The organism is Curtobacterium sp. MCPF17_021 (assembly GCF_003234605.2).
GTDB lineage: Bacteria > Actinomycetota > Actinomycetes > Actinomycetales > Microbacteriaceae > Curtobacterium > Curtobacterium flaccumfaciens.
This window is the reverse complement of sequence record NZ_CP126252.1, coordinates 2,666,134-2,692,843: the sequence shown is the minus strand read 5'-3', so window position 1 is coordinate 2,692,843 and position 26,710 is coordinate 2,666,134. Positions and strand designations below refer to the sequence as shown.

At 71.6% G+C, this 26,710-nt stretch carries 26 protein-coding genes and 4 tRNA genes; 22 read left to right on the top strand and 8 right to left on the bottom strand.

Going from position 1 to position 26,710, the window contains the following annotated elements; all coding sequences use genetic code 11:
* Positions 1-217: 217 nt before the first annotated feature.
* Entirely contained in the window at positions 218-1,210 is a 993-nt protein-coding gene (locus tag DEJ29_RS12580) for an o-succinylbenzoate synthase (protein ID WP_111095153.1), read from the bottom strand.
* A gap of 118 nt (positions 1,211-1,328) precedes the next feature.
* Here DEJ29_RS12580 and DEJ29_RS12575 point away from each other — a divergent pair, with 118 nt between their 5' ends.
* The 4 genes from DEJ29_RS12575 to DEJ29_RS12560 are packed head-to-tail and all read left to right on the top strand — an operon-like array spanning position 1,329 to position 5,016.
* Complete coding sequence (locus DEJ29_RS12575; RefSeq protein ID WP_139196600.1) at positions 1,329-1,874, top strand: hypothetical protein; 546 nt, start codon at positions 1,329-1,331, stop codon at positions 1,872-1,874.
* 31 nt (positions 1,875-1,905) lie between these two features.
* Positions 1,906-2,835, top strand: a complete 930-nt coding sequence (locus DEJ29_RS12570; RefSeq protein ID WP_071406303.1) for a 1,4-dihydroxy-2-naphthoyl-CoA synthase — start codon at positions 1,906-1,908, stop codon at positions 2,833-2,835.
* The gene (locus DEJ29_RS12565; protein WP_111095152.1) at positions 2,835-3,974 is read left to right on the top strand and encodes an AMP-binding protein; all 1,140 of its coding nucleotides are present in this window, start codon (positions 2,835-2,837) and stop codon (positions 3,972-3,974) included. Before DEJ29_RS12570 ends, DEJ29_RS12565 begins: the two co-directional genes overlap by 1 nt.
* 40 nt (positions 3,975-4,014) lie before the next feature.
* Positions 4,015-5,016: a 1,4-dihydroxy-2-naphthoate polyprenyltransferase gene (locus DEJ29_RS12560; RefSeq protein ID WP_071406305.1), complete on the top strand. Its 1,002-nt coding sequence runs from the start codon at positions 4,015-4,017 to the stop codon at positions 5,014-5,016.
* 45 nt (positions 5,017-5,061) lie between these two features.
* Here DEJ29_RS12560 and DEJ29_RS12555 read toward each other — a convergent pair whose 3' ends face one another.
* Positions 5,062-5,397, bottom strand: coding sequence for a DUF4229 domain-containing protein (locus DEJ29_RS12555; RefSeq protein WP_071406306.1), 336 nt, complete (start codon positions 5,395-5,397; stop codon positions 5,062-5,064).
* A gap of 64 nt (positions 5,398-5,461) precedes the next feature.
* Between DEJ29_RS12555 and DEJ29_RS12550 the strand changes: the two genes are divergently transcribed.
* Entirely contained in the window at positions 5,462-5,821 is a 360-nt protein-coding gene (locus DEJ29_RS12550; RefSeq protein ID WP_071406307.1) for a PLDc N-terminal domain-containing protein, read from the top strand.
* Complete coding sequence (menD, locus tag DEJ29_RS12545) at positions 5,814-7,562, top strand: 2-succinyl-5-enolpyruvyl-6-hydroxy-3-cyclohexene-1-carboxylic-acid synthase (RefSeq protein ID WP_111095157.1); 1,749 nt, start codon at positions 5,814-5,816, stop codon at positions 7,560-7,562. Before DEJ29_RS12550 ends, menD begins: the two co-directional genes overlap by 8 nt.
* 68 nt (positions 7,563-7,630) lie before the next feature.
* Here menD and DEJ29_RS12540 read toward each other — a convergent pair whose 3' ends face one another.
* A complete protein-coding gene (locus tag DEJ29_RS12540) occupies positions 7,631-8,890 on the bottom strand; it encodes an isochorismate synthase (RefSeq protein ID WP_111095151.1) in 1,260 nt (419 codons plus the stop codon).
* A gap of 86 nt (positions 8,891-8,976) precedes the next feature.
* On the opposite strand from DEJ29_RS12540, the gene DEJ29_RS12535 reads away from it, so the two are divergent.
* The 4 genes from DEJ29_RS12535 to DEJ29_RS12520 all read left to right on the top strand — a co-directional run bounded on the left by DEJ29_RS12535 (position 8,977) and on the right by DEJ29_RS12520 (position 13,454).
* Entirely contained in the window at positions 8,977-9,768 is a 792-nt protein-coding gene (locus DEJ29_RS12535; protein ID WP_071406309.1) for a demethylmenaquinone methyltransferase, read from the top strand.
* Between the two features lie 31 nt (positions 9,769-9,799).
* Positions 9,800-10,876, top strand: coding sequence for a polyprenyl synthetase family protein (locus DEJ29_RS12530; protein WP_027466355.1), 1,077 nt, complete (start codon positions 9,800-9,802; stop codon positions 10,874-10,876).
* A gap of 83 nt (positions 10,877-10,959) precedes the next feature.
* On the top strand, positions 10,960-12,333 hold the full coding sequence (locus DEJ29_RS12525) for an FAD-dependent oxidoreductase (protein ID WP_111095150.1): 1,374 nt from the start codon (positions 10,960-10,962) through the stop codon (positions 12,331-12,333).
* A gap of 5 nt (positions 12,334-12,338) precedes the next feature.
* A complete protein-coding gene (locus DEJ29_RS12520) occupies positions 12,339-13,454 on the top strand; it encodes a heparan-alpha-glucosaminide N-acetyltransferase domain-containing protein (protein ID WP_111095149.1) in 1,116 nt (371 codons plus the stop codon).
* 419 nt (positions 13,455-13,873) lie between these two features.
* On the opposite strand, the gene cls is transcribed toward DEJ29_RS12520, so the two are convergent.
* Both cls and DEJ29_RS12510 read right to left on the bottom strand, forming a co-directional pair.
* Complete coding sequence (gene cls / locus DEJ29_RS12515; RefSeq protein WP_071406312.1) at positions 13,874-15,334, bottom strand: cardiolipin synthase; 1,461 nt, start codon at positions 15,332-15,334, stop codon at positions 13,874-13,876.
* A 33-nt stretch (positions 15,335-15,367) separates the two neighbouring features.
* A complete protein-coding gene (locus DEJ29_RS12510) occupies positions 15,368-15,856 on the bottom strand; it encodes a YajQ family cyclic di-GMP-binding protein (RefSeq protein ID WP_017888627.1) in 489 nt (162 codons plus the stop codon).
* Positions 15,857-15,993: 137 nt separating this feature from the next.
* Here DEJ29_RS12510 and DEJ29_RS12505 point away from each other — a divergent pair.
* The 5 genes from DEJ29_RS12505 to DEJ29_RS12485 all read left to right on the top strand — a co-directional run bounded on the left by DEJ29_RS12505 (position 15,994) and on the right by DEJ29_RS12485 (position 18,544).
* A tRNA-Tyr gene (locus tag DEJ29_RS12505) sits at positions 15,994-16,078 on the top strand.
* A 58-nt stretch (positions 16,079-16,136) separates the two neighbouring features.
* The gene (locus DEJ29_RS12500; protein WP_111095147.1) at positions 16,137-16,967 is read left to right on the top strand and encodes an inositol monophosphatase family protein; all 831 of its coding nucleotides are present in this window, start codon (positions 16,137-16,139) and stop codon (positions 16,965-16,967) included.
* A 148-nt stretch (positions 16,968-17,115) separates the two neighbouring features.
* Entirely contained in the window at positions 17,116-18,273 is a 1,158-nt protein-coding gene (locus tag DEJ29_RS12495) for a M23 family metallopeptidase (protein WP_111095146.1), read from the top strand.
* A 93-nt stretch (positions 18,274-18,366) separates the two neighbouring features.
* A tRNA-Thr gene (locus DEJ29_RS12490) sits at positions 18,367-18,438 on the top strand.
* Between the two features lie 32 nt (positions 18,439-18,470).
* Positions 18,471-18,544, top strand: a tRNA-Met gene (locus DEJ29_RS12485).
* A 93-nt stretch (positions 18,545-18,637) separates the two neighbouring features.
* On the opposite strand, the gene DEJ29_RS12480 is transcribed toward DEJ29_RS12485, so the two are convergent.
* On the bottom strand, positions 18,638-20,533 hold the full coding sequence (locus DEJ29_RS12480) for an ABC transporter ATP-binding protein (protein WP_111095145.1): 1,896 nt from the start codon (positions 20,531-20,533) through the stop codon (positions 18,638-18,640).
* Between the two features lie 111 nt (positions 20,534-20,644).
* On the bottom strand, positions 20,645-21,043 hold the full coding sequence (locus DEJ29_RS12475; RefSeq protein WP_111095144.1) for a hypothetical protein: 399 nt from the start codon (positions 21,041-21,043) through the stop codon (positions 20,645-20,647).
* A 131-nt stretch (positions 21,044-21,174) separates the two neighbouring features.
* Here DEJ29_RS12475 and DEJ29_RS12470 point away from each other — a divergent pair, with 131 nt between their 5' ends.
* The 3 genes from DEJ29_RS12470 to DEJ29_RS12460 are packed head-to-tail and all read left to right on the top strand — an operon-like array spanning position 21,175 to position 23,077.
* Positions 21,175-21,624, top strand: coding sequence for an FAS1-like dehydratase domain-containing protein (locus tag DEJ29_RS12470; protein WP_082047026.1), 450 nt, complete (start codon positions 21,175-21,177; stop codon positions 21,622-21,624).
* Positions 21,621-22,046 carry a MaoC/PaaZ C-terminal domain-containing protein gene (locus DEJ29_RS12465; protein WP_111095143.1) on the top strand — a complete coding sequence of 142 codons (426 nt, stop codon included), beginning with the start codon at positions 21,621-21,623 and terminating at the stop codon, positions 22,044-22,046. Before DEJ29_RS12470 ends, DEJ29_RS12465 begins: the two co-directional genes overlap by 4 nt.
* Positions 22,047-22,048: 2 nt before the next feature.
* Positions 22,049-23,077 carry a UDP-N-acetylmuramate dehydrogenase gene (locus DEJ29_RS12460; RefSeq protein WP_110863399.1) on the top strand — a complete coding sequence of 343 codons (1,029 nt, stop codon included), beginning with the start codon at positions 22,049-22,051 and terminating at the stop codon, positions 23,075-23,077.
* A 103-nt stretch (positions 23,078-23,180) separates the two neighbouring features.
* On the opposite strand, the gene DEJ29_RS12455 is transcribed toward DEJ29_RS12460, so the two are convergent.
* On the bottom strand, positions 23,181-24,407 hold the full coding sequence (locus DEJ29_RS12455; protein ID WP_111095142.1) for a pyridoxal phosphate-dependent aminotransferase: 1,227 nt from the start codon (positions 24,405-24,407) through the stop codon (positions 23,181-23,183).
* A 151-nt stretch (positions 24,408-24,558) separates the two neighbouring features.
* Here DEJ29_RS12455 and DEJ29_RS12450 point away from each other — a divergent pair.
* The 4 genes from DEJ29_RS12450 (at position 24,559) to rplK (ending at position 26,705) form a co-directional block, all read left to right on the top strand.
* Positions 24,559-24,631, top strand: a tRNA-Trp gene (locus DEJ29_RS12450).
* A gap of 35 nt (positions 24,632-24,666) precedes the next feature.
* Positions 24,667-24,930, top strand: a complete 264-nt coding sequence (gene secE, locus DEJ29_RS12445; protein ID WP_371830607.1) for a preprotein translocase subunit SecE — start codon at positions 24,667-24,669, stop codon at positions 24,928-24,930.
* 135 nt (positions 24,931-25,065) lie between these two features.
* Complete coding sequence (gene nusG, locus DEJ29_RS12440; RefSeq protein ID WP_110861538.1) at positions 25,066-26,115, top strand: transcription termination/antitermination protein NusG; 1,050 nt, start codon at positions 25,066-25,068, stop codon at positions 26,113-26,115.
* 158 nt (positions 26,116-26,273) lie between these two features.
* The gene (gene rplK, locus DEJ29_RS12435) at positions 26,274-26,705 is read left to right on the top strand and encodes a 50S ribosomal protein L11 (RefSeq protein WP_017888638.1); all 432 of its coding nucleotides are present in this window, start codon (positions 26,274-26,276) and stop codon (positions 26,703-26,705) included.
* Positions 26,706-26,710 lie beyond the last annotated feature (5 nt).

The window sequence follows — 26,710 nt, the reverse complement described above, 5'->3', positions numbered from 1 at the left end:
GTGCCAGCTGGCGCCGTGCCTCCCGTCCGTCGTCCGGGGTGCGTGAACGGCCAGGAAGACGCCGTCGTGTCGGTGGGACGCCGCCTCGTCGGTGAGACGCCGCTGATTACGGCGGCGTCTCGATGACTCGGCGGCGCCGAAAGGAGACGCCGGCGTCGAACTGAGACGCCGGCGTCTTCCGGAGACGGCGGCGTCTCGTGAGGACGCGGCGGGCGCGCTACCCGGCAGCTGCGAGCAGATCGTGCACTCGGGCCACCCGCGCACGCCACCACGCCGTGCGCTCCGGCGACGCGGCGTACCGGTCCACCAGCTCCGCAGCGACGTCGACGCGGCGCACCGGCACCCGACCGCCGACCGGCAGCAGCGGATCGGCCGCGACGTCCCCGGCGAACATCGCCGCCGTCCCGAGCCCGGCGGCGTACCCGGGCGTCATCGCCGAAGCGGCCAGGAACGCTCCCATGCCGAGCCCGACCGAGGTGTCGAGCGCACTGGAGACGACGCACGGCAGCCCGGCGTCGGCGATGACGGCACGGGCCGCGGTGATCCCCCCGAGCGGCTGGGCCTTCACGACCAGGACGTCGGCAGCGCCGGCCCGGGCGACGGCGAGGGGATCGCTCGCCTTCCGGACGCTCTCGTCCGCGGCGACCCGGACGCCGAGGCCGGCGATCCGCGACCGGAGCTCCGCGAGCTCGGGCACCGTCGCGCAGGGCTGCTCGGCGTACTGCAGGTCGAACGGTGCGAGCCGCTCCAGCGCCGCGGCGGCCTGCTCCACGCTCCACAGCCCGTTCGCGTCGACCCGGACCGCGGCCTCAGGCCCCATCACCCGGCGGACGGCGGTGACCCGGGCGACGTCGTCGTCGACGGTCGTGCCGGGCTCGGCGACCTTGACCTTGGCCGTCGTGCAGCCGGGGTACCGAGCGAGCAGGTCGGCGACGTCGTCGGCGGCGATCGCCGGGACGGTGGCGTTGACCGGCACGGAGTCGGCGGCGGGTTCGTGGTCGGTCCACCCGAAGTCGACTGTGGCGCGCAGCCAGGCGGCGGCTTCGGCATCGTCGTACTCGACGAACGGCGAGAACTCGGTCCAGCCGGCGGGGCCGCGCAGCACGACCGCCTCGCGCGTGGTGATGCCGCGGAACCGCACCCGCATGGGCAGGGCCACCACGTGGGCGTCGGCGAGGAGGTCGGCGAGGTCGGGGAGCACGTCCGCCATCCTCCCACCGCACCCAGGGGCCCTGCCGGTTCCTCGGAGGGGACCGCCAGGGCAGGGCACTAGCATGCATCGGTCGGCCTCGGTCGGCAGGGGAACGACCCGGAACGAGGGAGGCTCGGTGGCGGTGGATCCGCGGCAGCGCGCAGCACAGCAGCGTGCATCGCAGCGCCCGTCCGACCCGTCGAGCGCCGGAGCAGCACGCCCGGCAGCATCGGCTCGTCCGGCAGCTGCAGCCCGACCCGCGGCGGCGACCCGCCCGGCAGCGGGAGCTCGATCCGCGGCGGCTCCCGGGCGCGACTCCGACGACTTCGCCCGCCTCATGCAGCGCAACACCGTCGACGTCCGGCAGACGGGTGGCACGAAGCGCCGCAACCCCGTCGTCGGCAAGATCGCCCTCGGCCTGGCCGTGGTGTCCGCCGCGGTGGACGCCAGCGCCTTTGCCGTGTTCATGGGCGGTGACACGAACTTCGCCTTCGGGATCTGCTTCGTCGTGGTGTTCCTGACGCTCGTCGCCGCGGTGCTCGGGTTCGTGGCCGCCGTCGGCTCGTTCGGACGCTGGTACGGCGCCGTCGGGGTCGTCCTGGCGTTCTTCGCGAACCCCGTGATCCTCATCGTGATCATGGTGTTCGTCGCGCCGGAGATCCTGACCGACATGGGCGCCTGACCCGCCAGACGCCCGGCGGTACGTTGGGAGCATGGCTGCTCCCGTCTCCGACCTGTTCGACCCCGACGTCTGGACCACCGCTCCGATCGCGGAGCAGTTCACCGACATCACGTACCACAAGCACGTCTCCAAGGGCATCGTCCGGGTCGCCTTCGACCGTCCCGAGGTCCGCAACGCCTTCCGCCCGCGCACGGTCGACGAGCTCTACCGCGCCCTCGACGACGCCCGGCAGGACCCCCGTGTCGGCGTCGTGCTGCTCACCGGCAACGGCCCGAGCCCGAAGGACGGCGGGTGGGCGTTCTGCTCCGGCGGCGACCAGCGCATCCGGGGGCGGAGCGGCTACCAGTACGTCGGTGACGAGGGTGCCCCGCCGGAGGGCGTCGACCCCGCGGCCGCGCAGGCGTCGATGGGGCGGCTGCACATCCTCGAGGTCCAGCGCCTGATCCGGATGATGCCCAAGGTCGTCATCGCGGTCGTCCCCGGCTGGGCCGCGGGCGGCGGGCACTCCCTGCACGCGATCTGCGACCTCACCATCGCCAGTGCCGAGCACGGGAAGTTCAAGCAGACCGATGCCGACGTCGGCTCGTTCGACGGCGGCTACGGCAGCGCCTACTACGCCAAGCAGATCGGTCAGAAGTTCGCCCGCGAGGTCTTCTTCCTCGCGCAGGAGTACTCCGCCCAGCGCGCGTACGAGATGGGTGCGGTGAACGCCGTGGTGCCGCACGCCGACCTGGAGCGCGAGGCGATCCGCTGGGGCGAGATCGTGCTCGGCAAGTCCCCGACGGCGATCCGGATGCTCAAGTACGCGTTCAACGCCGTGGACGACGGCATGGTCGGCCAGCAGGTGTTCGCGGGCGAGGCGACGCGGCTCGCCTACGGCACCGACGAGGCGGTCGAGGGTCGCGACTCGTTCCTCGAGAAGCGCGCTCCCGAGTGGACCGCGTTCCCCTGGCACTACTGATGCCCCGTCCGCTGGTCGCGACCGGTACGTCGGACCCGACGGCCGTGCTGCGCGGCCTGGAGGCAGCACTCGCCGGCGGCCCCGCACTGCTCCCCGTCGCCGAGGGCGCTCCGGCGCTGCCGACGCCGCCGCCGGCCGAGGTCCGGCAGGCGGTCGCCCTGGTGGTGGAGACGAGCGGGTCCACCGGTACCGGCAAGCGCGTGGCGCTCTCGTCCGAGGCGCTCCTCGCCGGTGCCGCCGCGGCGGACGCGGCACTCGGTGGGCCCGGGCGCTGGGTGCTCGCGCTGCCGACGCACTACATCGCCGGCATCAACGTCCTGACCCGCTCGATCACCGCGGGCACCGAACCCGTCGTCGTGCCACCCGGGCACTTCGCGGCCGCCGCGTTCACCGAGGCCGCAGAACGGCTCGTCACCGGTCCGGCCGCGCCGCGTCGCTACACCTCACTGGTGCCGGTGCAGCTCGCCCGGGTCCTCGACGACCCGGACGCCACCCGTGCGCTCGCCCGGTTCGACGCGGTCCTTGTGGGCGGGCAGGCCACCCCGGCGCCGCTCCGGCAGCGTGCGCTCGACGCCGGGGTCCGGGTCGTGACGACGTACGGTGCGAGCGAGACGAGCGGCGGATGCGTGTACGACGGCGTCCCGTTCGGCACGGTGCGCACCGCGCTGGTCGACGGCGAGCTGCACCTGGCGGGGCCGATGCTGGCCGAGGGGTACCTGGACGACGATGCCCGCACAGCGTCGGCCTTCGTCGAGCGGGACGGGCTGCGCTGGTACCGGACCGGGGACACCGCGACCCTGTCCGACGGCGTGGTCCGCGTGCTCGGACGCCTCGACGACGTGGTGATCTCCGGCGGCGAGAAGGTCCAGCTCGGTGCCGTCGAACGGCTCGTCCGCGGTCTCCCCGGGCAGGAGACCGCTGTCGTCGCCCGGCGCTCGGCAGGGGAGTGGGGCGAGGTCCCGGTCGTCGTCACCGAGCAGCCGCTCGACCTCGACGCCGCACGTGCGCACGTCGGGGCCACCCTGGGCCGTGCCGCCCGGCCGGCGGACGTCGTCGTGGTGGACCGGATCCCGATGCTGTCGTCGGGCAAACCCGACCGTCGGGCCGTGCAGGCGCTCGTCGACCCGGGCCGCCCGTAGGGACCGCGAGCGGCCGGGTGGCGCATCGGCAATATGATCGGTGCTCGTGGCACGAACGAAGAACTCGACGCAGAAGCAGGGCCGGTCCGGCAACCCGGCGAAGGCCGCTGCCCCCGCCCGCACCAAGCGGAAGGCGACCGCGCGCGACTGGATCGGCGGCGCACGCCTGCGCACCCTGACCCTCGGTGTCGTCCCGGTCGTGCTCGGCACCGCCGTCGCGTTCGTCGACAGCGGGGAGCCCGGCGACTTCGGCGACTACCTGGCGAAGGACGGCCACCTCGCGGTCGCGCTGCTCGCCCTGGCCGTGGCGCTGTTCCTGCAGATCGGTGTGAACTACAGCAACGACTACTCCGACGGGGTCCGCGGCACCGACGAGTACCGCGTCGGCCCGGCACGACTCACCGGTGCGGGTCTGGCCAAGCCCCGGACCGTGCTCACCGTCGCCCTGACGTTCTTCGGCCTGGCCGCGGTCGCCGGCCTGGTCATCGTGCTGCTCACCCAGCTGTGGTGGCTGCTGCTCGTGGGGGCCGCCGCCATCGTCGCCGCCTGGTTCTACACCGGGGGCAAGAAGCCGTACGGGTACAACGCCCTCGGCGAGGTCTTCGTCTTCGTGTTCTTCGGACTGGTCGCTGTGCTCGGCACCCAGTTCGTGCAGATCCGCGAGGTCACGGTCAGCGGCTGGGCAGCCGCGGTGGCCGCCGGCTTCTTCGCCTGCGCGGTCCTGATGGTGAACAACATCCGCGACATCGACGAGGACCAGCTGGCGGGCAAGCGCACGCTCGCCGTGGTCGTCGGCCGTCCGGTGGCCCGCGTCCTGTACGGCCTGTTCCTGATGCTGCCGTACGTCGTGCTGCTCTGGTTCGTGCTGCTGTACTTCCGCACGGGCTTCACGTACTTCTCGCTGCTGCTGGCGCTGCCGGCACTGGCGATCGGGGTGTCGTCACGGAAGCCCCGCGAGCTCATCACGGCCCTGCAGCTGTCGTCGTTCGCCTCGCTCGCCTTCGGCGTGGTGCTCGGGATCACCCTGGCCGTCCAGCCGTAGCCGTTCCGGCTGCTCGACCGGACGGCCCCGCCCTCGCGCTCGGAGTCAGTCGGCGTCGGTGTCCCGGCGCGCCTCGTGCCGGTCCGCGTCGGACACCGGACGGACGGTCGGGGTGGCCGTGGCGTCGGAGTCGGCGGCGTCGACGAAGTCGTCCTCGAAGTCCGAGTCGGCGTCCCGCTCCGGGGTACCGCGGCGGTTCGCCAGGCTCAGGGCCACCTGCGTGCGCAGTCCGGACAGGGCGATGTACGAGATGAGCAGGCCCACCAGGGCGGCCACGATCGTCGCCCAATACCACGGCATCGGCGTCAGGAGCAGGAGGAGCACGAGCGCCACCACGAAGATGCCGAGCCGAGCCAGGGTGTACAGGAGCCACGCTTTCACACGGTGAGTCTACGGAGCGCCGACCGGCAGGGGCATCACAGGGTCGCGACCTAGACTTCACCGCATGGTCCGCTTGTGGTTGATCGTCGCCGTGGCCGCCGTCGCTTTCACGGTGTACGCGGCCATCGACTGCGGCACGATGCCGCGTCAGCGCGTCCGTTCCCTGCGTCGTGGCGTGTGGCTCCTGCTCGTCATCATCCTGCCCGTCCTGGGCGGCGTCCTCTGGTTCCTGCTGGGTCGCACCCCGGCGGCCGACCCTGGTGCTTCGGCCCGGTACCGTGGACCCGAAGACGACCCGGACTTCCTCGGCACCACGCCGGAGCCGGGCACCACCCTCACGGACAAGGACCAGGACGACGCGACCCTCCGAGACCTCGAAGACCAGTTCCACGAGCGCGACGACGACGGCCGCACCGATCGCTGACGGCCCCGCGGGTTCGGGCAGCCCGGCGACGGACACCGCGCTCGCCCTCCTGCAGGAACTCGTGCGTGCCGGCGTCACCGACGTCGTGGTGAGCCCCGGTTCGCGTTCCCAGGCACTCGCCCTCGCGGCAGTCGCCCTCGAGCGCGCCGGCGGGTTGACCGTGCACGTGCGGTTGGACGAACGGACCGCCGGGTTCTTCGCACTCGGGCTCGCCGTCGAGACGCACCGACCCGCAGCGGTGGTGACGACGTCGGGCACCGCGGTGGCCAACCTGCACCCCGCCGTGCTCGAGGCGCACCACTCCGGCGTGCCGATGATCGTGCTGAGCGCCGACCGTCCCGACGAACTGCGCGGCATCGGCAGCAACCAGACCACCGTCCAGCCGGGGATCTTCGGCCAGGCCGTCGCCTTCGTCCGCGACGTCGAGGCCCCGTCGGTGCACGGCGTCGACGGCTCGGTCCGCGACACCCTGCGCACCCTCGCCCGCCAGGCGGTCGCCGCCGCAGCCGGGCACACCGGACAGCCCGGTCCCGCGCAGCTCAACGTCGCGTTCCGCGAGCCGCTGTCGGCCGGACTCGCCCCGGAGCACGTCAGCCCCGTGCCCGAGGACGAGGTCGACCTGGCGTTCGCGACCCGCCGGGCGCACACGGGTCTGCCGGTCGCCGAACTCACCCCGGACGACGAACCGGGCACCGTCGTCATCGCCGGGCACGACGCCGGCGAGGACGCCGAGCGGATCGCCTGGGAACTCGGGGCGCCGCTCCTCGCCGAGGTCTCGAGCGGCGCGCGCTTCGGCCGCAACCTGGTCGTGGCCTACCGCGAACTCCTGCGCGACGCCGACCACGGCGGCGCCGTCCGCCGCGCCGTCGTGCTCGGCCACCCGACCCTCAGCAGAGAGGTCCCCGCGCTCCTGCAGCGCGACGGGGTCGAGACGATCGTCGTCCGCGGACCGGCGGCCGACCCCTTCGACCCGGCCCGTGCCTCCCCACCGGACGCCGTGACCACCTTCGTGTCCGACGTCCGCGTGACGGGCCGCACCCGGCCGGAGCACCGTGCGTGGGTCGGCCGCTGGGTCGGCGCCAGCCGACGGATCCTGGGGGACGGCGATGCCGGCCCGGACCTCGACGCCAAGCGCTCCGCCGACCGCGCCGAGCGGAACAAGTTCCTGCGTGACGAGGTCGCGCTCCGTCGCCGACCCGTCGACCGGGCCATGCTCGCCGAGGCCGTCTGGGGGGTGACCTGGCCGCACGACCGGCTGGTCCTCGGAGCGTCGCAGCTCATCCGTGAAGCCGACGCCCGGGTGCTCGGCAAGAAGATCCGGGTGCACGCGAACCGCGGGCTCGCGGGTATCGACGGCACCGTCTCGACCGCACTCGGCATCGCCGCGGCGCTCGAGCAGTCCTCGGCCTCAGTGGGCACCACACGCGTGCTCCTCGGCGACCTGACCCTGCTGCACGACCTCGGAGCGTTCGTCACCGGCACCGAGGAACGCACCCACCGGGTGCAGGTCGTCGTCGGCAACGACCACGGCGGCGCGATCTTCCGCGGGCTCGAGGTGGCGAAGACCACGCCCGACGCCGACATGCGGCGGATGATGTCGACCCCGCAGCACGTCGACGTCGAACGGGTCGTCACGGGCCTCGGGTGGGAGTACCGCCGGGCGGCGACGTGGGGTGACCTGGAGCGGGTGCTCACCGATCCAGCCGAGCGGGTCGTGATCGAGGTCCCGCTGGCCGACTGACCACCCAGCGGCTGTCGGCGACCGCGCGACCTCGAGGGTCGCGCGACCGCGTGGATCGCGCGCCTGCCTCAGGCCAGGGCGTCGGCGATGGGCCGGAACTTCAGGGCCGTCTCGGCGACCTCGCGCGCCGGCTCCGAACCGGCCACGATCCCGGCCCCCGCCCAGGCCCGCACGGTGCCGTCGTCGTCGATCCGCGCGCTGCGGAGCGCGAGCATCCACTCGCCGTCGCCCGTCGCGCTCATCCAGCCGACCGGCCCGGCGTAGCGGCCCCGGTCGACGCCCTCGAGCTCGGCGACGAGCCGCACGGCCACGTCCGTCGGGGTCCCGGCGACCGCGGCCGTCGGGTGCAGGGCGTCGGCGACGTCCAGCGACGTGGTGTCCGGCGGCAGCGTGGCCTGCACGTCGGTCGCCAGGTGCCACAGGTTCGGCAGCTGCAGCCGGAACGGTTCGGCGTCGGCGCGCAGGTCCGTCGCGAACGGGGCGAGGGCCGCGAGCAGACTGTCGATCGCGAAGGTGTGCTCCTCGACGTCCTTGGCACTGCTGGCCAGGGCCTCGGCGGCGGCCCGGTCGGACACCTCGTCGGTGCCCCGGGCGGCGCTGCCGGCGAGCACCCGTGCGGTCAACCGTGTGCCGTCGGTGCGGGCGAGGGTCTCGGGGGTGGCGCCGACCAGTCCGTCCACCGCGAAGGTCACGCACTGCGGGTAGGCCGACGCGAGGTCGAGCAGGACCGCCCGTCGATCGGCTCCCGGCGGCAGCGTGCCGACGAGGTCGCGGGCGAGCACCACCTTGCGGGCATCCCCGGCCACGATGCGGCGGACCGCCTCGGTCACGTTGGCGGCGTAGGTGTCCTCGTCGATGTGCCCGGGACGCAGGGCCACGGAGACGTGCGTCCCGACGTGGGGGACCGGGACCGAGGTCCGGGTGAAGGCCAGGGGCTCCGCGCCGCGCGTGGTGTCGATCGCGGTCAGCCAGGCCTTGCCGCGACGCCGACCGAGGACCACCCGGGGCACGATGAGCACGCTCTCGTCGGCGGAGTCGTCGGCGAAGGCGAACGACCCGAACGCGACGAGCCCCGAACCGCGCAGCTGCACCGGGTCGTCGACGACGGCGGTCTCGACGATGCTGCGCCAGAGGGCCGCGGCGTCCCGCATCCGGTCGGGGCCGGTGAACGTGAACCGGAGCGCCTCACCGATGCCGACGATGCCGTCGCCGTTCCGGACGAAGGCGAGGGGACGGTCGCGGAGCGTGTGGCGGAGGACGGCGCCCGGGTCGTCGAGGATCCGGGTCGAGACCGTCAGCGGGGGCGCCGCCGTGGTGGTTCGGGTCACGGCTCCGATGCTACGCGCCGATCCCGCACCGCCCGGGTGGCTGCGAGTCCGGTGAACGCTCGGTCGGGACCTCTAGGATTGATCGTGTGAGCAGAGCGGACCTGAACAAGCGCCCGGACGAGGTGGCGGCGATGTTCGACGACGTCGCGGCCAAGTACGACCTCACGAACGACATCCTGTCGGCGGGCAACGCCCCGCTGTGGCGTGTCGCGACGGTCCGCGCGGTCGACCCGCAGCCCGGCGAGAAGGTCCTCGACATCGCCGCGGGCACCGGGACCAGCGCAGCGGCCTTCGCCAAGAAGGGCGCCGAGGTCACCGCGCTCGACCTGTCCGCCGGCATGATCGCCGTCGGCCGCGAACGCCACCCCGAGATCACCTTCGTCGAGGGCAATGCCGAGCAGCTGCCCTTCGACGACGACACGTTCGACGCCGTCACGATCTCGTTCGGGCTGCGCAACGTGAACGACCCGAAGCAGGCGCTCGCCGAGATGCTGCGCGTCCTGAAGCCCGGTGGCCGCGTCGTCATCTGTGAGTTCTCGACGCCGCCCCGCGCCCTGCTGCGCCTCGGCTACGGCACCTACCTGAAGCGCGTGCTCCCGGGCATCGCGCGGCTCTCGAGCAGCAACCCGGCCGCCTACCGCTACCTCGCCGAGTCGATCGATGCGTGGCCCGACCAGCAGGTGCTCACCCAGTGGCTCCGCGGTGTCGGCTTCTCGGTGGTCGCCTACCGCAACCTGACGGCCGGTATCGTCGCACTGCACCGTGGCCGCAAGCCCGTCGCCGACACGGTGCGCGAGTCCGCGGCACGGCGTGCGAAGGCTCGCCGTGACCACCAGAACACCGGCGAGCAGCCGCGCGTCGACCCGGCCGCCGACTGACCGGTCACCACCCCCGAAGACGGAGCAGCACTTGAATCCGAGCGTCCCGGTCGCACGTCGCGCGCCGAGCCTGCGCGCATCGCTGGGCATCGGCGAGCGGTTGTTCGCCACGCCCGCCGACCGACGCTTCATCTCCGCGGTCGACGACGGGCTCGAACTCGTCGAGCAGGGGCTCGAGGACGCCATGCGCTCCACCGACACCCTCGCCGACACCACCAGTCGGTACCTGCTGTCCGCCGGTGGCAAGCGCATCCGTCCGACCCTGACGCTCCTCATCGCCCAGCTCGGTGACGGCGTGACCGACGCCGTGGTCAAGGCCGCGGTGAGCATCGAGACCACGCACCTGGCGTCGCTGTACCACGACGACGTCATGGACGAGGCGCCCGTGCGCCGCGGGGTCCCCGCCGCGCAGATCACCTACGGCAACAACGTGGCGATCCTCACCGGCGACCTGCTCTTCGCCCGCGCCAGCCTGATCACCGCCGACCTCGGCACCGAGGGCATCCGGATGCAGGCCGAGACCTTCCAGCGTCTCTGCATGGGTCAGCTGCACGAGACCACGGGGCCGCAGCCGGACGACGACCCGCTCGAGCACTACATCCAGGTGCTCAGCGACAAGACCGGTTCGCTCATCGCCACCGCGGCACGTGCCGGCGTGATGTTCTCCGGTGCCGACCGCGCCTACCTCGATGCCGTCGGTACCTTCGGCGAGAAGGTCGGCGTCGCCTTCCAGCTCGTCGACGACGTCATCGACCTCGCCCCCGCGACGGACAAGACCGGCAAGATCGCCGGCAACGACCTGCGTGCCGGCGTCGACACCCTGCCGGTCCTGCAGCTGCGCCGGATGGCCGCGACCGACCCGTCCGCGCAGCACCTGGTCGAGCGCATCGAGCGCGACGTCAACGGTGCGCCGGACGACGTGGTCGACTCCGCGCCGTACCAGTCGGCCGTCGCCGCGCTCCGCGAGCACGAGGCCACCGCGGCGACCCGAGCCGTCGCCGTCGCCTGGGCCCGCGAAGCCGTCGCCGCCCTCGCCCCGCTCCCCGACGGCACCGTGAAACGGGCACTCACCCGCTTCGCGGACTCCGTCGTCGACCGAAGCCGCTGAACACCCCTCCCGACGGCGCACGCACCGCGGCCCGGTCGGGAGGCCCCCCGGGAACCCCCACCCGAACGAACTGGAGACGATCAGTGCCCACCCTCCGACTCGCCATCGTCGGCGCCGGCCCGGCCGGCATCTACGCCGCGGACATCCTGCTGCGCGAGGCCCACGGCTACGACGTGTCGATCGACCTGTTCGAGCAGCTCCCCGCGCCCTACGGTCTGGTCCGGTACGGCGTCGCCCCCGACCACCCGCGCATCAAGGGCATCATCAACGCCCTGCGTGACGTCCTCGACCGCGGGGTCGTCCGGCTGTTCGGCAACGTCCGCTACGGCGAGGACATCACCCTCGAGGACCTCAAGAAGCACTACAACGCGGTGGTGTTCTCGACCGGCGCGATCAAGGACGCCGACCTCGACATCCCCGGTGTCGACCTCGACGGCTCGTACGGCGCCGCCGAGTTCGTGAGCTGGTTCGACGGCCACCCCGACGTGCCGCGCACCTGGCCGCTGAACGCCAAGAGCGTCGCGGTCATCGGCGTCGGCAACGTCGCCCTCGACGTCTCGCGCATCCTGGCGAAGCACGCCGACGACCTGCTGCCGACCGAGATCCCCGCGAACGTCTACGAGGGCCTCAAGGCCTCGCCCGTGACGGACGTGCACGTCTTCGGCCGCCGTGGTCCGGCGCAGGTGAAGTTCACGCCGCTCGAGCTGCGCGAGCTCGGCGAGGTCCGTGACGTCGACATGGTGGTCTACGACGAGGACTTCGACCACGACGAGGCGTCGAAGACCGCGATCGCGACGAACAAGCAGGTCATGGTGATCAACCGTGTCCTCGAGCAGTGGCGCACGCGCGAGGTCGGCCAGGCCAGCCGCCGGCTCCACCTGCACTTCTACGCGAAGCCGATCGAGTTCGTCGGCGACGAGCAGGGCAAGCTGACCGCCATCCGCTACGAGCGCACCCGGCCGAACGGCGAGGGCGGCGTCGAGGGCACCGGCGAGATCCGCGAGATCCCGATCCAGGCCGCCTACCGCGCGGTCGGGTACTTCGGTTCCCCGCTGCCCGGTGTTCCGTTCGACGAGCGGCACGGCGTCATCCCGAACCACGAGGGCCAGGTCCTCGACGACGACAACCAGCAGATCCCCGGGGTGTACGCCACCGGCTGGATCAAGCGCGGACCGGTCGGGCTCATCGGACACACGAAGTCCGACGCGATGGAGACCGTGCAGCACATCGTCAACGACCAGGCGAGCTGGTGGACCCCGGAGGACCCCTCCGACGAGGCCATCCCGGCCCTGCTCCGCGAGCGCGGCGTCGAGTACACCGACCTCGAGGGCTGGCACCACCTCGACACCCACGAGCAGGCGCTCGGTGCGGTCGACGGGCGCGAGCGCATCAAGGTGGTGCCGCGCGACGAGATGATCGAGGTCTCGCTCGGACGCGTCGACACCCCGACGAGCTGACGACCATGACCGACACGCGCCCCGTCCCGTTCACAGCGGTGCGGGGCGCGTCCGCGTCGGGGATGCGGCTGCAGGGCGTCGACGTGGCCCGTGCGGTCGCGCTGCTCGGCATGATGGCCGCACACATCGGTGGCATCGCGGAGCAGCTCGACTGGACCGACCCGGCCACCTGGACCGCCGTCGCCCACGGGCGCCCGTCCACGCTGTTCGCGGTCCTCGCCGGCGTCTCGATCGGTCTGACGAGCGGCCGCACCGACCCGCCCGGCCCGCCCATCATCGGCCGCATCCGTGCCCGGCTCGCGATCCGCGCCGTGGTGGTCGTCGTCATCGGGTTCGCCCTGATGGCGCTCGACACCCCCGTGTACGTGATCCTGCCGACCTACGGGGTGCTGTTCCTGCTCGTGGTCCCGGTGCTCCGCGTCCGACCGGCGGCGCTGCTCGGCATCGCCGCGCTCTGCGCGGTGCTGTCGCCGCTCGCCGCGCTGACGATCGCGCCGGCCTACGCGGACGCCGGCATGATCGGCGTCCAGCTCGGCCTGGTCTACCCCGTGGTCACCTTCCTGGCGTACGTCCTGGTGGGGCTCGCGGTCGCCCGCAGCGGTCTGGAGGAACGGGGCCGGCAGGTCGCGCTCCTGGTGGCAGGCGCACTGGTCGCCGCCACCGCGTACGTCGCCGGTTCGGTGCTCGCCCCGCTGCCGGACGACGCGGCCCTGGCGTTCCCCGGGGTCCCGTCCGCGGGCGAGGACTCGACCCCCGGTCAGGCCCTCGCGCAGCTGTTCCTGTCCCCGCGCGACCACTCGTCGTCGGTCGTCGACGTGGTGGGGACAGCCGGGGTGGCGGTCGCGGTGATCGCCCTCTGCCTGCTCGTGTTCGACGGCCGCGGGCGCGTCGCCGAGCGGATCGCGTTCCCCCTGGCGGCCGTGGGGTCGATGCCGCTGACGGTGTACTCGGGGCACCTCGTGGTCATCGCGATGCTGCCGACGTACCCCGAGTCGGCCGAGGCCTGGGGCTGGTTCGCCCTCGGCTCGGTGGTCTTCGCGATGCTGTGGCGGCGGTTCCTCGGCCGCGGCCCGCTCGAGCGGGTGGTCGGGGCCGTGGCGTCCCTCGTCCCGATGCGCTGAGCGCACCTGGCGGACCCGCACCGGCCGCGGAACGCTCACCGCACGGTGCAGGGTTGTCCGTTCGCCGCGGGCTTGCTCGCCGGGTGCCCCGCTGTAGCGACGCACGGTGCGGCCAAGGTCGCACCGGGTGGAGGACGACGCACCGTGCGCGACGGAGGCGACCCGGGCCTCCCGTCCGCACCGTGCGTGTTTGGTTGTGCGACGCGTGGCGCACGGCATCCTGAACCGGCTCGGAACGCTCACCGCACGGTGCAGGGTTCTCCGTTCGCCGCGGGCTTGCTCGCCGGGTGCCCCGCTGTCGCGACGCACGGTGCGGCCAAGGTCGCACCGGGTGGAGGACGACGCACGGTGCGACGGTGCGACGGTGCGACGGTGCGACGGTGCGACGGTGCGACGGTGCGACCCTGCGACAGCGACGGCTACTGCAGCGCCGCCGTCAGCCGCGCGACGTTGTCGAGCACCTTGGAACGTCGCGGACGGTCGACCCACGCGTCGAGCGTGAGCTCGAAGCTGTGCTCCTTGTAGGAGTCCTGCACCTCGCGCAGGGCGTCGACGAAGCGGTGACCGCGCACCATCACGGAGACCTCGAGGTTCAGGCTGAACGAGCGCATGTCCATGTTGCTCGACCCGATCACCGACACCTCGTCGTCGATCGTGAAGTGCTTGGCGTGCAGGATCGTCGGCGCGCGGTACAGCCAGATCCGCACGCCGGCCCGCAGGAGTTCCTCGTAGTAGGAGCGCTGCGCGTGCCAGGTCATGGCGTGGTCGCCCATCTCGCCGACGAACAGCTCGACGTCGACCCCGCGCTGGGCGGTCGTGGTGATGGCGTAGAGCATCGAGTCGTCCGGCACGAAGTACGGCGACGTGATCGAGACCTTCTGCTGCGCTGAGTAGAGCAGCGCGTTGAACAGGCGCAGGTTGTTCTCGCCGTCGAAGCCCGGGCCGGACGGCACCACCTGGCAGTCGAGCGCATCGCCGCGGTCGGCCCGCTGGACGGGGTCGCTCTCACGCAGCAGCAGCTCGTCGGTCTCGCTGTACCAGTCGGTGACGAACAGGGCGTTGAGCCCGGCGACGACCGGTCCCTCGAACCGGGCGAACAGGTCCTTGTAGACCATGCCCTTCTCGATGTGGGACTTGATGTCGTACGACGCGTCGATCAGGTTCTGCGAGCCGGTGAACGCGACCGAGCCGTCGATCACCATGATCTTCCGGTGGTTGCGGAGGTCGGGGCGCTGGAACTTGCCCTGCAACGGCAGGAGGGGCAGCATCAGGTGCCACTCGATGCCCGCCTGGTCCATGAACGCCAGGGTGTCCTTGTAGCCCGGGTAGCCGCGGCTCGCCCAGTGGTCGAGCAGGAACCGCACGGTGACGCCACGTGCCTGCGCCCGCGCGAGCGCCTCGAAGAACGGGCGTGTGGTGTCGTCGAGCGTCGCGATGTAGAACTCGACGTGCACGAACCGGCGGGACTGGTCGATCGCCCGGGTCATCTCGGCGATGGACTCCTCGGAGTCGGGGTAGAGCTCCGCGGAGTTGCCACCGACCAACGGCATCGCACCGAGTTCGCGGTTCAGCCGCGTGACGCTCTCGAGCCACGCGGGCCACGGGTGGTCACGGCGGACCCGCTCGATGCCCTCGGTCTGCTCGAGGATGTACGCGTTGATCTCGGTCTGCTTCTCGCGACGGGCGCGGGGGAGCTTCGTCGACCCGATGACCAGGAAGACGATGAAGCCGATGTAGGGGATGAGGAAGATCGCGAGCAGCCACGCCGTCGCGGTCTGCGGCTTCCGGTTGATCGGGACGTAGATGATCGAGAAGACGCGGATCGCCAGGTCCAGCAGGACGAGCAGGACGGTGATGACGACGCTGAGCCAGTGCTCCACGGGGTGTCGGGTGTCGTTCGCAGGGGCCGCGGGTCAGCGGAAGTTGATGAACTGCAACGGGACGTCGAACTCTTCACCCTTGAGGAGCTGGATCGTGTTCTGCAGGTCGTCACGGCTCTTCGACGAGACCCGGAGCTCGTCGCCCTGGATCTGGCTCTTCACCGTCTTCGGGGCGTTGGCCCTCAGGAACGCGCCGATCTTCTTCGCCACGTCCTGCTCGATGCCGTTCTTGAACTTCACCTCGATGCGGTACTCCTTGCCCGAGGGGTACGGGTCGCCGGCGTCGAGGCTCTTCAGGCTGATGTTCCGCTTGATCGCCTTGCTCTGCAGGACGTCGAGCACGGCCTTGGCGCGCTCTTCCGAGTTCGCCTTGATGAGGACGTCCTCGCCGCTGAACGCGACCGAGGCGTCGGCGCCCTTGAAGTCGTACCGCTGCTCGATCTCCTTGGCCGCCTGGTTGAGGGCGTTCTCCGCCTCCATCTTGTCGACCTTGCTGACCACGTCGAAGGAACTGTCTGCCATGCGGAACAGCCTAACGGCGGACGGGAGGCCCGGTTCCGGTCGCGCGGATCGGCTCGCGATGGTCACGACCACCGTCAGCCATCCGCTATGCTTTTGTGCGCGCCTTCGGTTGGTGATCACACCGGCTGGGTGCGCATGGCAAGTTACCCAAGCGGCCAAAGGGATCTGACTGTAAATCAGCCGGCGTAGCCTTCGGGGGTTCGAATCCCTCACTTGCCACCACCTGATCGGCCCCGTCCACTGCGGACGGGGCCGATGGTGTTTCCGGGAGGATGGGTGCATGGCATCCGACCCCACACCGTCCCAGTTCGCCGACCTCGCCGAGTCGATCGCCCGTGACGCAGCGGCACTGGCCGCACGCCGCCGCGCCGAGGGGGTCGAGGTCGCGGACCGGAAGTCGAGCATCGTCGACGTGGTCACGGCCGCCGACCGCGAGGTCGAGGCGCTCATCCGCGCCCGCATCGCCGAGGCCCGCCCCGACGATGCGTTCCACGGCGAGGAGTCCGGGTCGGCTTCCGGTGCCTCGGGCATCACCTGGGTCGTGGACCCGATCGACGGCACGGTCAACTACCTGTACGGCAGCGCCGAGTACGGCGTGAGCATCGGCGTCGTCCGCGGCGCACCCGACCCGATGACCTGGGACCCGATCGCGGGCGTCGTCGTGGCACCGGCGGCGGGCACCGTCTTCCGAGCGGCCGTCGGCCAGGGAGCGACCCGTGACGGGGAACCGCTGTCCGTCGCCGCGCCCGGTTCGCTCGCCGAGACGCTCGTCGCCACCGGGTTCGGGTACACGGCCGACCGTCGCCGGGAGCAGGTCGCGGTGCTGGCCGGACTCATCGGCGAGGTGCGGGACATCCGCCGCGGGGGAGCGGCGTCGCTCGACTGCTGCGCCGTCGGAGCGGGCGTGGTGGACGCGTACTACGAGCGCGGGATCAACCCGTGGGACATGGCCGGCGGCGCCCTCGTCGCGCAGGAGGCCGGCGCGGCGATCCGCATCTGGGAGGCCGGAGGGACCCGCTCGTTCCTGTTCGCGAGCCCCGCCGTCGCCGACGAACTCGAGGCCCTGGTGCGTGGGCTCGAGGCCGGTGCGCTCGGAGCCGTGCGGGCCTGACGACGTGCCGATCTCCAGGTCCGGGGGTGCCGGGCGGACCTGGCCACGACTGGCGACCTGCGACCTCGCCTGCTAGCGTGCTCAGGTCCCGTTACCTGCTCGTTACCAACGAGTGAGCCCTTCTCCGATCAGGATCGCCACCGCACGCATGCCCCGTACTCCTCTGTCGTCCGCTCCCACCGACGGTTCCGTCGACGCCGCCACCCCGGTCGTCCACCAGACCCGACGCGCTCGGATCGAGGCGGAACGAGCAGCGGCGAAGGGCTCGAGCGTGGTGCAGGAGGCGCAGGACTCGACGGGGCCGAGCTTCGACGAAGTGATCGGTGCGGCCACGCCGGGAACCCCCGCGGCCCCCGTGTCGCCGATCGACCTCGCACCGGCGTCGCCCGTGCGCCCGGCCTCACGGATCGTGACGCCGCCGGCCCCCACCTCGCCCGTCGTGCACGCGCGGCCGGCCGCTCCCGCTGCCTCGGTGTCGCAGCCGCGTCGGGTCGCCGGGCAGGTCCCCGCGTCGCGTCGTCGCACCAGCCGTCCGGCGCCGAAGACCCCGGTCGACCGCGCGACCCGTCACATCCGTTCCAGCACCCCCGTCAGCGCACCGGCCCCGAAGCGTGGTGCGTCGTTCCGCCGGTCGGCCTCCCGTGTGACCGCGGTCGGTGCCCTGCTCTTCGCGGCCGGCCTGGTCGTCTCGACCTCGCTGCCGGCCCAGGCGCTCTGGGTGCCCGAGTCCGGCTCGACCGCGGCCCGTGCCAGCTCGGGTGCCACCCAGTCGATGCAGGTCGGTGCCGCTGCTGACGGGTCGACCGCTCGCGACCAGTTCACGGTCTCGGACGCCACGCAGTACGCGAACGTCGACTCCTCCAGCTTCACGAACGACCCGACCGGCACGATCCAGTGGCCGTTCCTGACCGGTGTCCCGATCACCTCGGGCTTCGGTGGACGCCAGGTCGCCGGGTGCTCGTTCTGCTCGACGAACCACATGGGCGTCGACTTCGCCCCGGGCGAGGGCACCCCGATCGGCGTCATCGCCGCCGGCACCGTGATCAAGGTGCAGGCGAACGACGGCGGCTTCGGCAACGACGTCTGGGTCGAGCACGACGTGGACGGCAAGCAGTTCGTCAGCGTCTACGGCCACATGGAGGACAACTCCTTCAAGGTGGTCACCGGCCAGCACGTCGAGGTCGGCGACATCCTCGGGCTCGTCGGCAGCACGGGCAACTCCACGGGCCCGCACCTGCACCTCGAGGTGCACGTCGACGGGGTCCCGGTGGACCCGCTGGCGTGGCTCAAGACCAACGCGAACTAGGGGCCCGCGACGCGGCACGCCCGGGCGTCTCGTCCGGTTCCGGAGCAGCGTCGGAGGTCTGCTATCCTCGTGTGGTGCCGCTCGCGGTACATCGCCCCGATAGCTCAGTGGTAGAGCACCTCCATGGTAAGGAGGGGGTCGTCAGTTCAATCCTGACTCGGGGCTCCGACCCGGTGCGCGTGCCGCTCCGGATCTCTGGCGGGGTAGCTCAGTTGGTTAGAGCACACGACTCATAATCGTGGGGTCGCGGGTTCAAGTCCCGCCCTCGCTACACGCAAGGCCCTCTCGTCCAGGATCCCCTGGGTCAGGGGGCCTTCTCTGTTGCCGGCCCCACTTCGATTGCCGGGGCCGACCCGCCGCGCGTTCAGTCCGCCGCCGGCACGTCGGCCGCGACGTTCTCCTGCGCGGCGAACTGGGTGCGGTGCAGCTCCTCGTACCGGCCACCCGCGGCCAGCAGTTCGTCGTGCGTGCCCCGCTCCACGATCGAGCCGTCCTCGACCACGAGGATCACGTCCGCGCTGCGGATCGTGGAGAGCCGGTGCGCGATCACCATCGCCGTCCGCCCCTCGAGCGCCTCGCCGAGCGCTGCCTGCACCGCTGCCTCGGACGTCGAGTCGAGTGCCGCCGTCGCCTCGTCGAGGATGACGACGCGCGGCTGGGCGAGCAGGAGCCGGGCGATCGTCATGCGCTGGCGCTCGCCCCCGGAGAGCCGGTAGCCGCGTTCGCCCACCATGGTGTCCAGCTGGTCGGGGAGGGACCGGATGAGCGGCTCGAGCCGTGCGCGGCGGACCGCGTCCCACACCTCGTCGTCGGACGCCTCGGGCCGGGCGAACCGCAGGTTGGAGCGGATGGTCTCGTGGAACAGGTGGCCGTCCTGCGTCACCATGCCGAGGGTGTGCCGCATCGAGGCGAAGGTGACGTCGCGGACGTCCGTCCCGGCCAGGCGCACGGCGCCGCTGTCGACGTCGTACAGGCGCGAGAGCAGCTGCGCGACCGTGGACTTGCCGGCCCCGGACGAGCCGACCAGGGCGACGGTCTGCCCCGGTTCGATCCGGAACGACAGGCCGTGCAGCACCTCCTCGCCGCCGCGGGTGTCGAGCGTGGCGACCTCCTCGAGCGAGGCGAGCGACACCTTGTCGGCGGACGGGTACGCGAACCGGACGTCGTCGAACTCGACGGAGACCGGGCCGTCGGGGATGGTGACCGCGTCGGGCTGCTCCTGGATGAGTGGTTCGAGGTCGAGCACCTCGAAGACGCGCTCGAAGCTGACCACGGCGCTCATGATCTCGACCCGGGCGTTCGCCAGGCTCGTCAGCGGGGCGTACAGCCGAGTGAGCAGGAGCGCCAGGGTGACGACCTCGCCGGTGTCCAGCCGGCCGGCGAGCGCGAGGAAGCCGCCGAGCCCGTAGACCAGCGCGAGGGCGAGCGCGGAGACGAGCATGAGCGCGGTGAAGAAGACGAACTGCAGCATCGCGGTCCGGACCCCGATGTCGCGGACCCGGGCAGCGCGGACACGGAACTCCTCGGCTTCCTCGTCGGGTCGGCCGAACAGCTTGACGAGGGTGGCGCCGGGAGCCGAGAAGCGCTCGGTCATCTGGGTGCTCATCGCGGAGTTGTGGTCGGCGGCCTCGCGGCGCAGGGCGGCGAGACGGCTCCCCATCCGGCGCGCGGGGACCAGGAAGACCGGGAGCATGACGACGGCGAGGACCGTCACGAGCCACGAGGTGCTGAGCATGACGATCAGGGTGAGGACCAGCGCCACGAGGTTCGTGACCACGCCGGACAGCGTGCCGCTGAAGGCCTGCTGGGCGCCGATCACGTCGTTGTTGAGGCGGCTCACGAGCGCACCGGTCCGGGTGCGGGTGAAGAACGCGATGGGCATCTTCTGCACGTGGTCGAAGACGGCGGTGCGGAGGTCCAGGATCACGCCCTCGCCGATCCGCGCCGAGTACCACCGCGTCGTCAGCGACACGGCGGCGTCGGCCACGGCCACCAGGGCGATGACCACGGCCAGCCGAACGATCGTCGCGACCTCACCGCGGGCGACGATGACGTCGACCACCTGCCCGGCGAGGACCGGCGTCGCGACCGCGAGGAAGGCGCCGACGACGGAGAGACCGATGAAGACCAGCAGCTTCGCCCGGTACGGCACAGCGAACGTCATGATCCGCCGGACGGACGCGCGGGAGAACCCGTGCTTGCCGCCCTGCGCGGACGAGATCTTGTACAGCGAGCTCCAGGCTGCGCTCTCCATGCTCATGGCGGTTCCTTTCCGGGGCCCCGGGCCCAACCTAGATGGCTGGCCGGGTCCCCGGTGACCGCTCCCGTGGCGGTGCGCCGCGCGGCCACCCGCCGGAGGCCGTCCGGCGGCCTACTGCGTGCGGTGGGAGCCGGTGTCCGTCCGCGTCGCGAGCACCCCGGCCGCACGGAACGCGTCCTCGACCGCGGCGGTGACCTGCTGCCAGGCGGCCCGTCGCCGGTTCGCCCCGATGCTGCCGCCCGACACGGCCGTGCCGTGCCCGGCCCGGCGCAGGGTGATCGTGGTGGTGGCACCGTCCACGACGGTCGACAGCTCGTACCGGCGGTACTCCCGGGCCGGCTGGACGAGCGCGCCGAGCAGGATCGTGAGCGTCCGGCTGCCCGTCGTCGCGGTCATCGTGCCACCCGTCGACTCGACGTGGTGGCCCGTGCGGCGCAGCGCAGCGGCCGCGACCTCCATGGCGGTGCACCGGTCTCCCGTGTGCACGGCGAACTCCGTCGTGGTGTCCATCGGCCCTCCCCGTCCCGAACGAACCCGTGCCGCACGGCACGCCCCGATTCCCCCGAATCGGTCTCAGACAGTCTAGCTGATGCGTTCTCATGGATCACAGGCCCCCGGACGGGCCTCGGTAGACTGCCGTGGTGTCAGTGAACCCCGAGCTCGTCGGCAGGACGTTCCCGCCGGCCCAGCCCTACCTGGTCGGCCGCGAGAAGGTGCGCGAGTTCTCGCGTGCGGTCTTCGCGACCAACCCCGTCCACCACGATCCGGACGCCGCACGTGCCGCCGGGTACGCCGACGTGGTCGCACCCCCGACGTTCGCCGTCGTCGTGCAGGAGGCCACGCTCGCGCAGCTCCTGAACGAGCCCGACGCCGGCATCGACTTCTCCCGCGTCGTCCACGGCGAGCAGTCCTTCACCTACGACCGGCCGATCGTCGCCGGTGACGAGCTCACCGCCACCCTGACGGTCACCAGCGTGAAGACCCTCGGCGGCAACGCGATGGTCACCGCCCAGAGCACCATGAACGACGCCGAGGGGGAGCACGTCGTCACGGCGACCTCCACCCTCGTGGTCCGAGGAGACGACGCATGACCGCCGCACCCGCCACCGCGCTCGAGGTCGGCACCGTCGTCGCCGAGCGCGACGTGCACATCACGCGCGACTCGCTCGTCCGGTACGCCGGCGCCTCGGGCGACTTCAACCCGATCCACTACCGCGACGACGTCGCCGCCTCGGTCGGCCTGCCGGGTGTCCTCGCCCACGGCATGCTCACGATGGGCATCGCCGTGCAGCCGGTCGCCGAGTGGCTCGGCGACAGCGGCTGGGTCGCGGGCTACGGCGTCCGCTTCACGCGCCCCGTCGTCGTCGACGCGGAGCAGGGTGCCACCGTCGGCATCGTCGCGAAGGTCGGCACCGTCGACGAGGACGGCCGGCCGAAGCGCATCGACCTCACCGTGACCGCCGCCGGGCAGACCGTGCTCGGCAAGGCGCAGGTCACGGTGGTGTTCCGCTGACCGTGTCCGAGCCGGTGCTGGCCGACCTGACGACGCTCCGCGTCGGCGGGGCCGCCACCCGGCTGCTCACGGCCGAGACGACCGACGAGCTCGTCGCCCACGCGCTCGACGCCTTCGACGACCACGAGTGGCTCGTCCTCGGCGGCGGCAGCAACCTGCTGGTCGCCGACCAGGGCTTCGACGGCACCGTCGTGCTGGTCCGGACGACGGGCGTCGACGCCGACCGCGACGCCGACGGCGTCACCGTGCGCGTCGCCGCGGGGGAACCGTGGGACCCGTTCGTCGCCACGACCGTCGCGAACGGCTGGACCGGCTTGGAGGCCCTCAGCGGCATCCCGGGCACGGTCGGTGCGTCCCCGGTGCAGAACATCGGCGCCTACGGGGTCGAACTCGCCGACGTGCTCACCCGCGTCGAGTTCCTCGATGCGGCCACGGGGGAGCGCGCGTGGCTCCCGGCAGCCGAGCTGGCGCTCGGCTACCGCACGTCGACCCTCAAGCACGGTCGGCGCGGTGTCGTGCTGACGGTCGAGTTCCGACTCGGGCTCGCGGGCGAGCACGGCGTGCCCGTGCGGTACGCGCAGCTCGCCGGTTCGCTCGGGGTCGAGCTCGGTGCGCTCGTGCCGCCCACGACCGTCCGCGACGAGGTCCTGCGGTTGCGTGGCTCGAAGGGCATGGTGCTCGACGGGGATGACCACGACACCTGGAGCGCCGGGTCGTTCTTCACGAACCCGATCGTCTCGCCGGCGTTCGCCGAGACCCTGCCGACGGATGCGCCCCGCTGGCCCGCGGGCGACGACGTCAAGCTCAGTGCCGCGTGGCTCATCGAGCACGCCGGCGTGCACCGCGGGTACGCGGTGCCGGGCTCCCGCGCGGCGATCTCGTCCAAGCACACCCTCGCGCTCACGAACCGCGGCGGGGCCACGGCCGCGCAGGTGGCCGAGCTCGCACGGTTCGTGCAGGTGACCGTCCTGAACCGCTTCGGTGTCTCGCTCGTCCCGGAACCCGTCGTGGTGGGGGACCTGCTCGGCTGATCGTCCGCGCGACGGGACGGACGAGCACGACGCGCCACGGGCCTCCCGGCACGCAGAACGGGCCACCTCGACGAGGTGGCCCGTTCTGTACCCCCCCCGAGGTCTACGCGAAGAACGCCGCCAGCCGCGCGACGCCCTCGGCGATGTCGTCGTCGCCCAGGGCGTACGACAGGCGCAGGTAGCCGGAGGGGCCGAAGGCCTCACCCGGCACGACCGCGACCTCGGCGTGCTCGAGGATCAGGTCTGCCAGCTCGAGCGTGGTCGTCGGGGTGGTGCCGGCCCACTCGCGACCGAGCAGTGCGGTGACGTCCGGGTAGACGTAGAAGGCGCCCTGCGGGGTCGGCGTGCGGAAGCCCGGGATCGCGTTGAGGCCGTCCACGATGGCCTTCCGCCGGCGGTCGAAGGCGTCGCGCATGGCGGCGACGGGCTCCTGCGGACCGGTGAGGGCGGCGATGGCGGCGCGCTGCGACACGTTCGAGACGTTCGACGACAGGTGCGACTGCAGGTTCGACGCGGCCTTGACGGCGTCGGCCGGGCCGATGAACCACCCGACGCGCCAGCCGGTCATCGCGTAGGTCTTCGCGACGCCGTTCACCAGGATCGTGGTGTCGGCGAGGGCAGGGACCTCGGCCAGGATGCCGGCGAAACGGACCCCGTCGTAGACCAGGTCCTGGTAGATCTCGTCGCTGATCACCCAGATGCCGTGCTCGAGCGCCCACTCGCCGATGGCCCGGGTCTGCTCGGCGGAGTACACGGCGCCCGTGGGGTTCGACGGCGAGCAGAACAGCAGTGCCTTGGTCGCCGGGGTGCGGGCGGCCTCGAGCTGCTCGACCGTCACCAGGTAGTCCTGGTCGCTGCCGGCGAAGACCTCGACGGGCTCGCCGCCGGCCAGCCGGATGGCCTCGGGGTAGGTGGTCCAGTACGGCGCGGGCAGCAGGACCTCGTCACCGGCGTCGACGATGGTCTGGAACGCCTGGTAGACCGCCTGCTTGCCACCGTTCGTGACGATGACCTGCGACGGCTCGACGGTGACGCCGGACACCCGGGCGGTCTTGTCGGCGATGGCCTGCTTGAGTTCGGGCAGGCCGGTTGCGGGCGTGTAGCGGTGGTTCTTCGGGTCCTGCGCGGCAGCGACGGCCGCGTCGACCACGTGCTGCGGGGTCGCGAAGTCGGGCTCGCCGGCGGCGAACGAGATCACCGGACGGCCGGCGGCCTTGAGCGCCTTGGCCTTCGCGTCGACCTTGAGCGTCGCGGACTCGGCGATGGCCGCGATGCGGGACGCGATGCGCGGACGATCGGCCGGTGCGGTGGCGAGGGTGTCGACGGACACGTGGGCGGTGGACTCGGGGCCTGGGGCTGCGGTGCTCACGGGGCCCAGCCTACCGGCGCGGCACGCCGTGGAAGGGGCCAAGTGGACACCGTGTGACGGACTCCCGTAGACTCGTCCACCGGAACGCGGATCGGTGACGAACCGTGTCCGAAGGGCGGTGGCTCAATTGGTAGAGCAGCGGTCTCCAAAACCGCAGGTTGCAGGTTCGAGTCCTGTCCGCCCTGCAACTCTGGAAGGGTAGAAGTTGGCGAGCAAAGACATGGAGACGACGGCGGACGACGTCGTCGCCAAGGCGAAGCAGGACCGGGCCGAGCGCCGCGGGCCCATCGCTGCCATCGTGCTCTTCATCCGTCAGGTGATCGGCGAACTGCGCAAGGTCGTCACGCCGACCCGCAAGGAACTCTTCAGCTACACGGGCGTCGTGCTCGTGTTCGTCGTCGTCATGATGATCCTGGTGTCGATCCTCGACTTCGTGTTCGGTCTCGGCGTCGGGTACGTCTTCGGCAACGGGCCCACGGCCTGACCCTGACGTCGACTGCCGTGTGCGGTCGTTTTCGAGGAGTACGGTCGCCCGAGACGGCGTCGATCGTGACGGCGTCGCTCGTGACCATGAACGAACGCCAACCCGACCCGAACCACCGAACGGAAAGAATCGACTGTGTCTGACAACTCCCGCGATGACATCGACCTCGCGACGGCTGCCGAGCAGTCCTCCGAGGTCGAGGAGAACCAGGAAGGCGACGTCGAGACCGGCGAAGGACGCTCCGTCGAGTCCGCTGAAGAGCGTGCGATCTCGATCGAGGGCGACGACGACGAGTCCCTCGGCCTCAGCTCCGAGCCCGACGACGGCACCGTCGACGCCGGCCTCGACGAAGCACTGACGGCCCTGCAGGAAGCCCGCGACCCCGAGGCCGACGCCGTCGTGGACGACGCCCTCGAGATCGACTCCGCCGACGAGGCCGAGGCCGCCGTCGAAGCCGTCGAGGACGAGGAAGAAGTCGAGCTCGAGTCCGAGACCGCCGCCGAGGCGAACGAGACGCTCGCCGCCGACGAGGCACTCGACGCCGAGGACGAGGACGACGAGCCCGCCGAGGTCGACCCGTACGAGGCCTTCAAGGCCGAGCTGCGGATGAAGCCGGGCAAGTGGTACGTCATCCACTCCTACGCGGGCTTCGAGCGCCGCGTGAAGTCGAACATCGAGAACCGCATGGTCTCGATGTCGATGGAGGACTACATCTACCAGGTCGAGGTCCCGATGGAGGACGTCGTCGAGATCAAGAACGGGCAGCGCAAGCTGGTCACCCGCGTCCGGATCCCCTCGTACGTGCTCGTCCGCATGGACCTCAACGAGGACTCGTGGTCCGTCGTCCGGCACACCCCGGGCGTCACCGGCTTCGTCGGCAACGCGCACAACCCGACGCCGCTCCGTTTCGACGAGGCGTTCGGCATGCTCAAGTCCCTGGTGCAGGTCGCCGAGGCCGCCCCGACCAAGGGCGGCGCGAAGGGCAGCGGCCTGCAGGCACAGCCCGCAGCCGAGGTCGACTTCGAGATCGGCGAGACGATCACCATCAAGGAAGGCTCGTTCGCGGGCCTGCCGGGTTCGATCTCCGAGATCAAGCCGGAGAGCGGCAAGCTCACCGTCCTCGTCTCGCTGTTCGAGCGCGAGACCCCGGTCGAGCTCAGCTTCGACCAGGTCACCAAGCTCTAACGACCACCCAGCTGTAGCGATCACCGAGATCGACTACACTGAACGGGTTTGGGCCCGCGCGCCTCGTGCGAGCGGGCCTTCACCGCTGTCCGGAACGGCCGGACCAGCGGGAGAGTGCACGGATCCCCGTGTGTTCGATTCCAGGAGGAAGACAAGTCATGGCACCGAAGAAGAAGGTCACGGGCCTGATCAAGCTGCAGATCAACGCGGGAGCCGCCAACCCGGCCCCCCCGATCGGTCCGGCGCTCGGTCAGCACGGCGTCAACATCATGGAGTTCTGCAAGGCGTACAACGCGGCGACCGAGTCGCAGCGTGGCAACGTCGTGCCGGTCGAGATCACCGTCTACGAGGACCGTTCGTTCACGTTCGTCCTGAAGACCCCGCCGGCCGCCGAGCTCATCAAGAAGGCTGCTGGTGTGCAGAAGGGGTCCTCGACCCCGCACACGGTCAAGGTCGCGAAGATCTCGATGGACCAGGTCCGTCAGATCGCCGAGACCAAGCAGGCCGACCTGAACGCCAACGACATCGAGCAGGCCGCGAAGATCATCGCCGGCACCGCACGCTCGATGGGCATCACGGTCGAGGCCTAAGCACC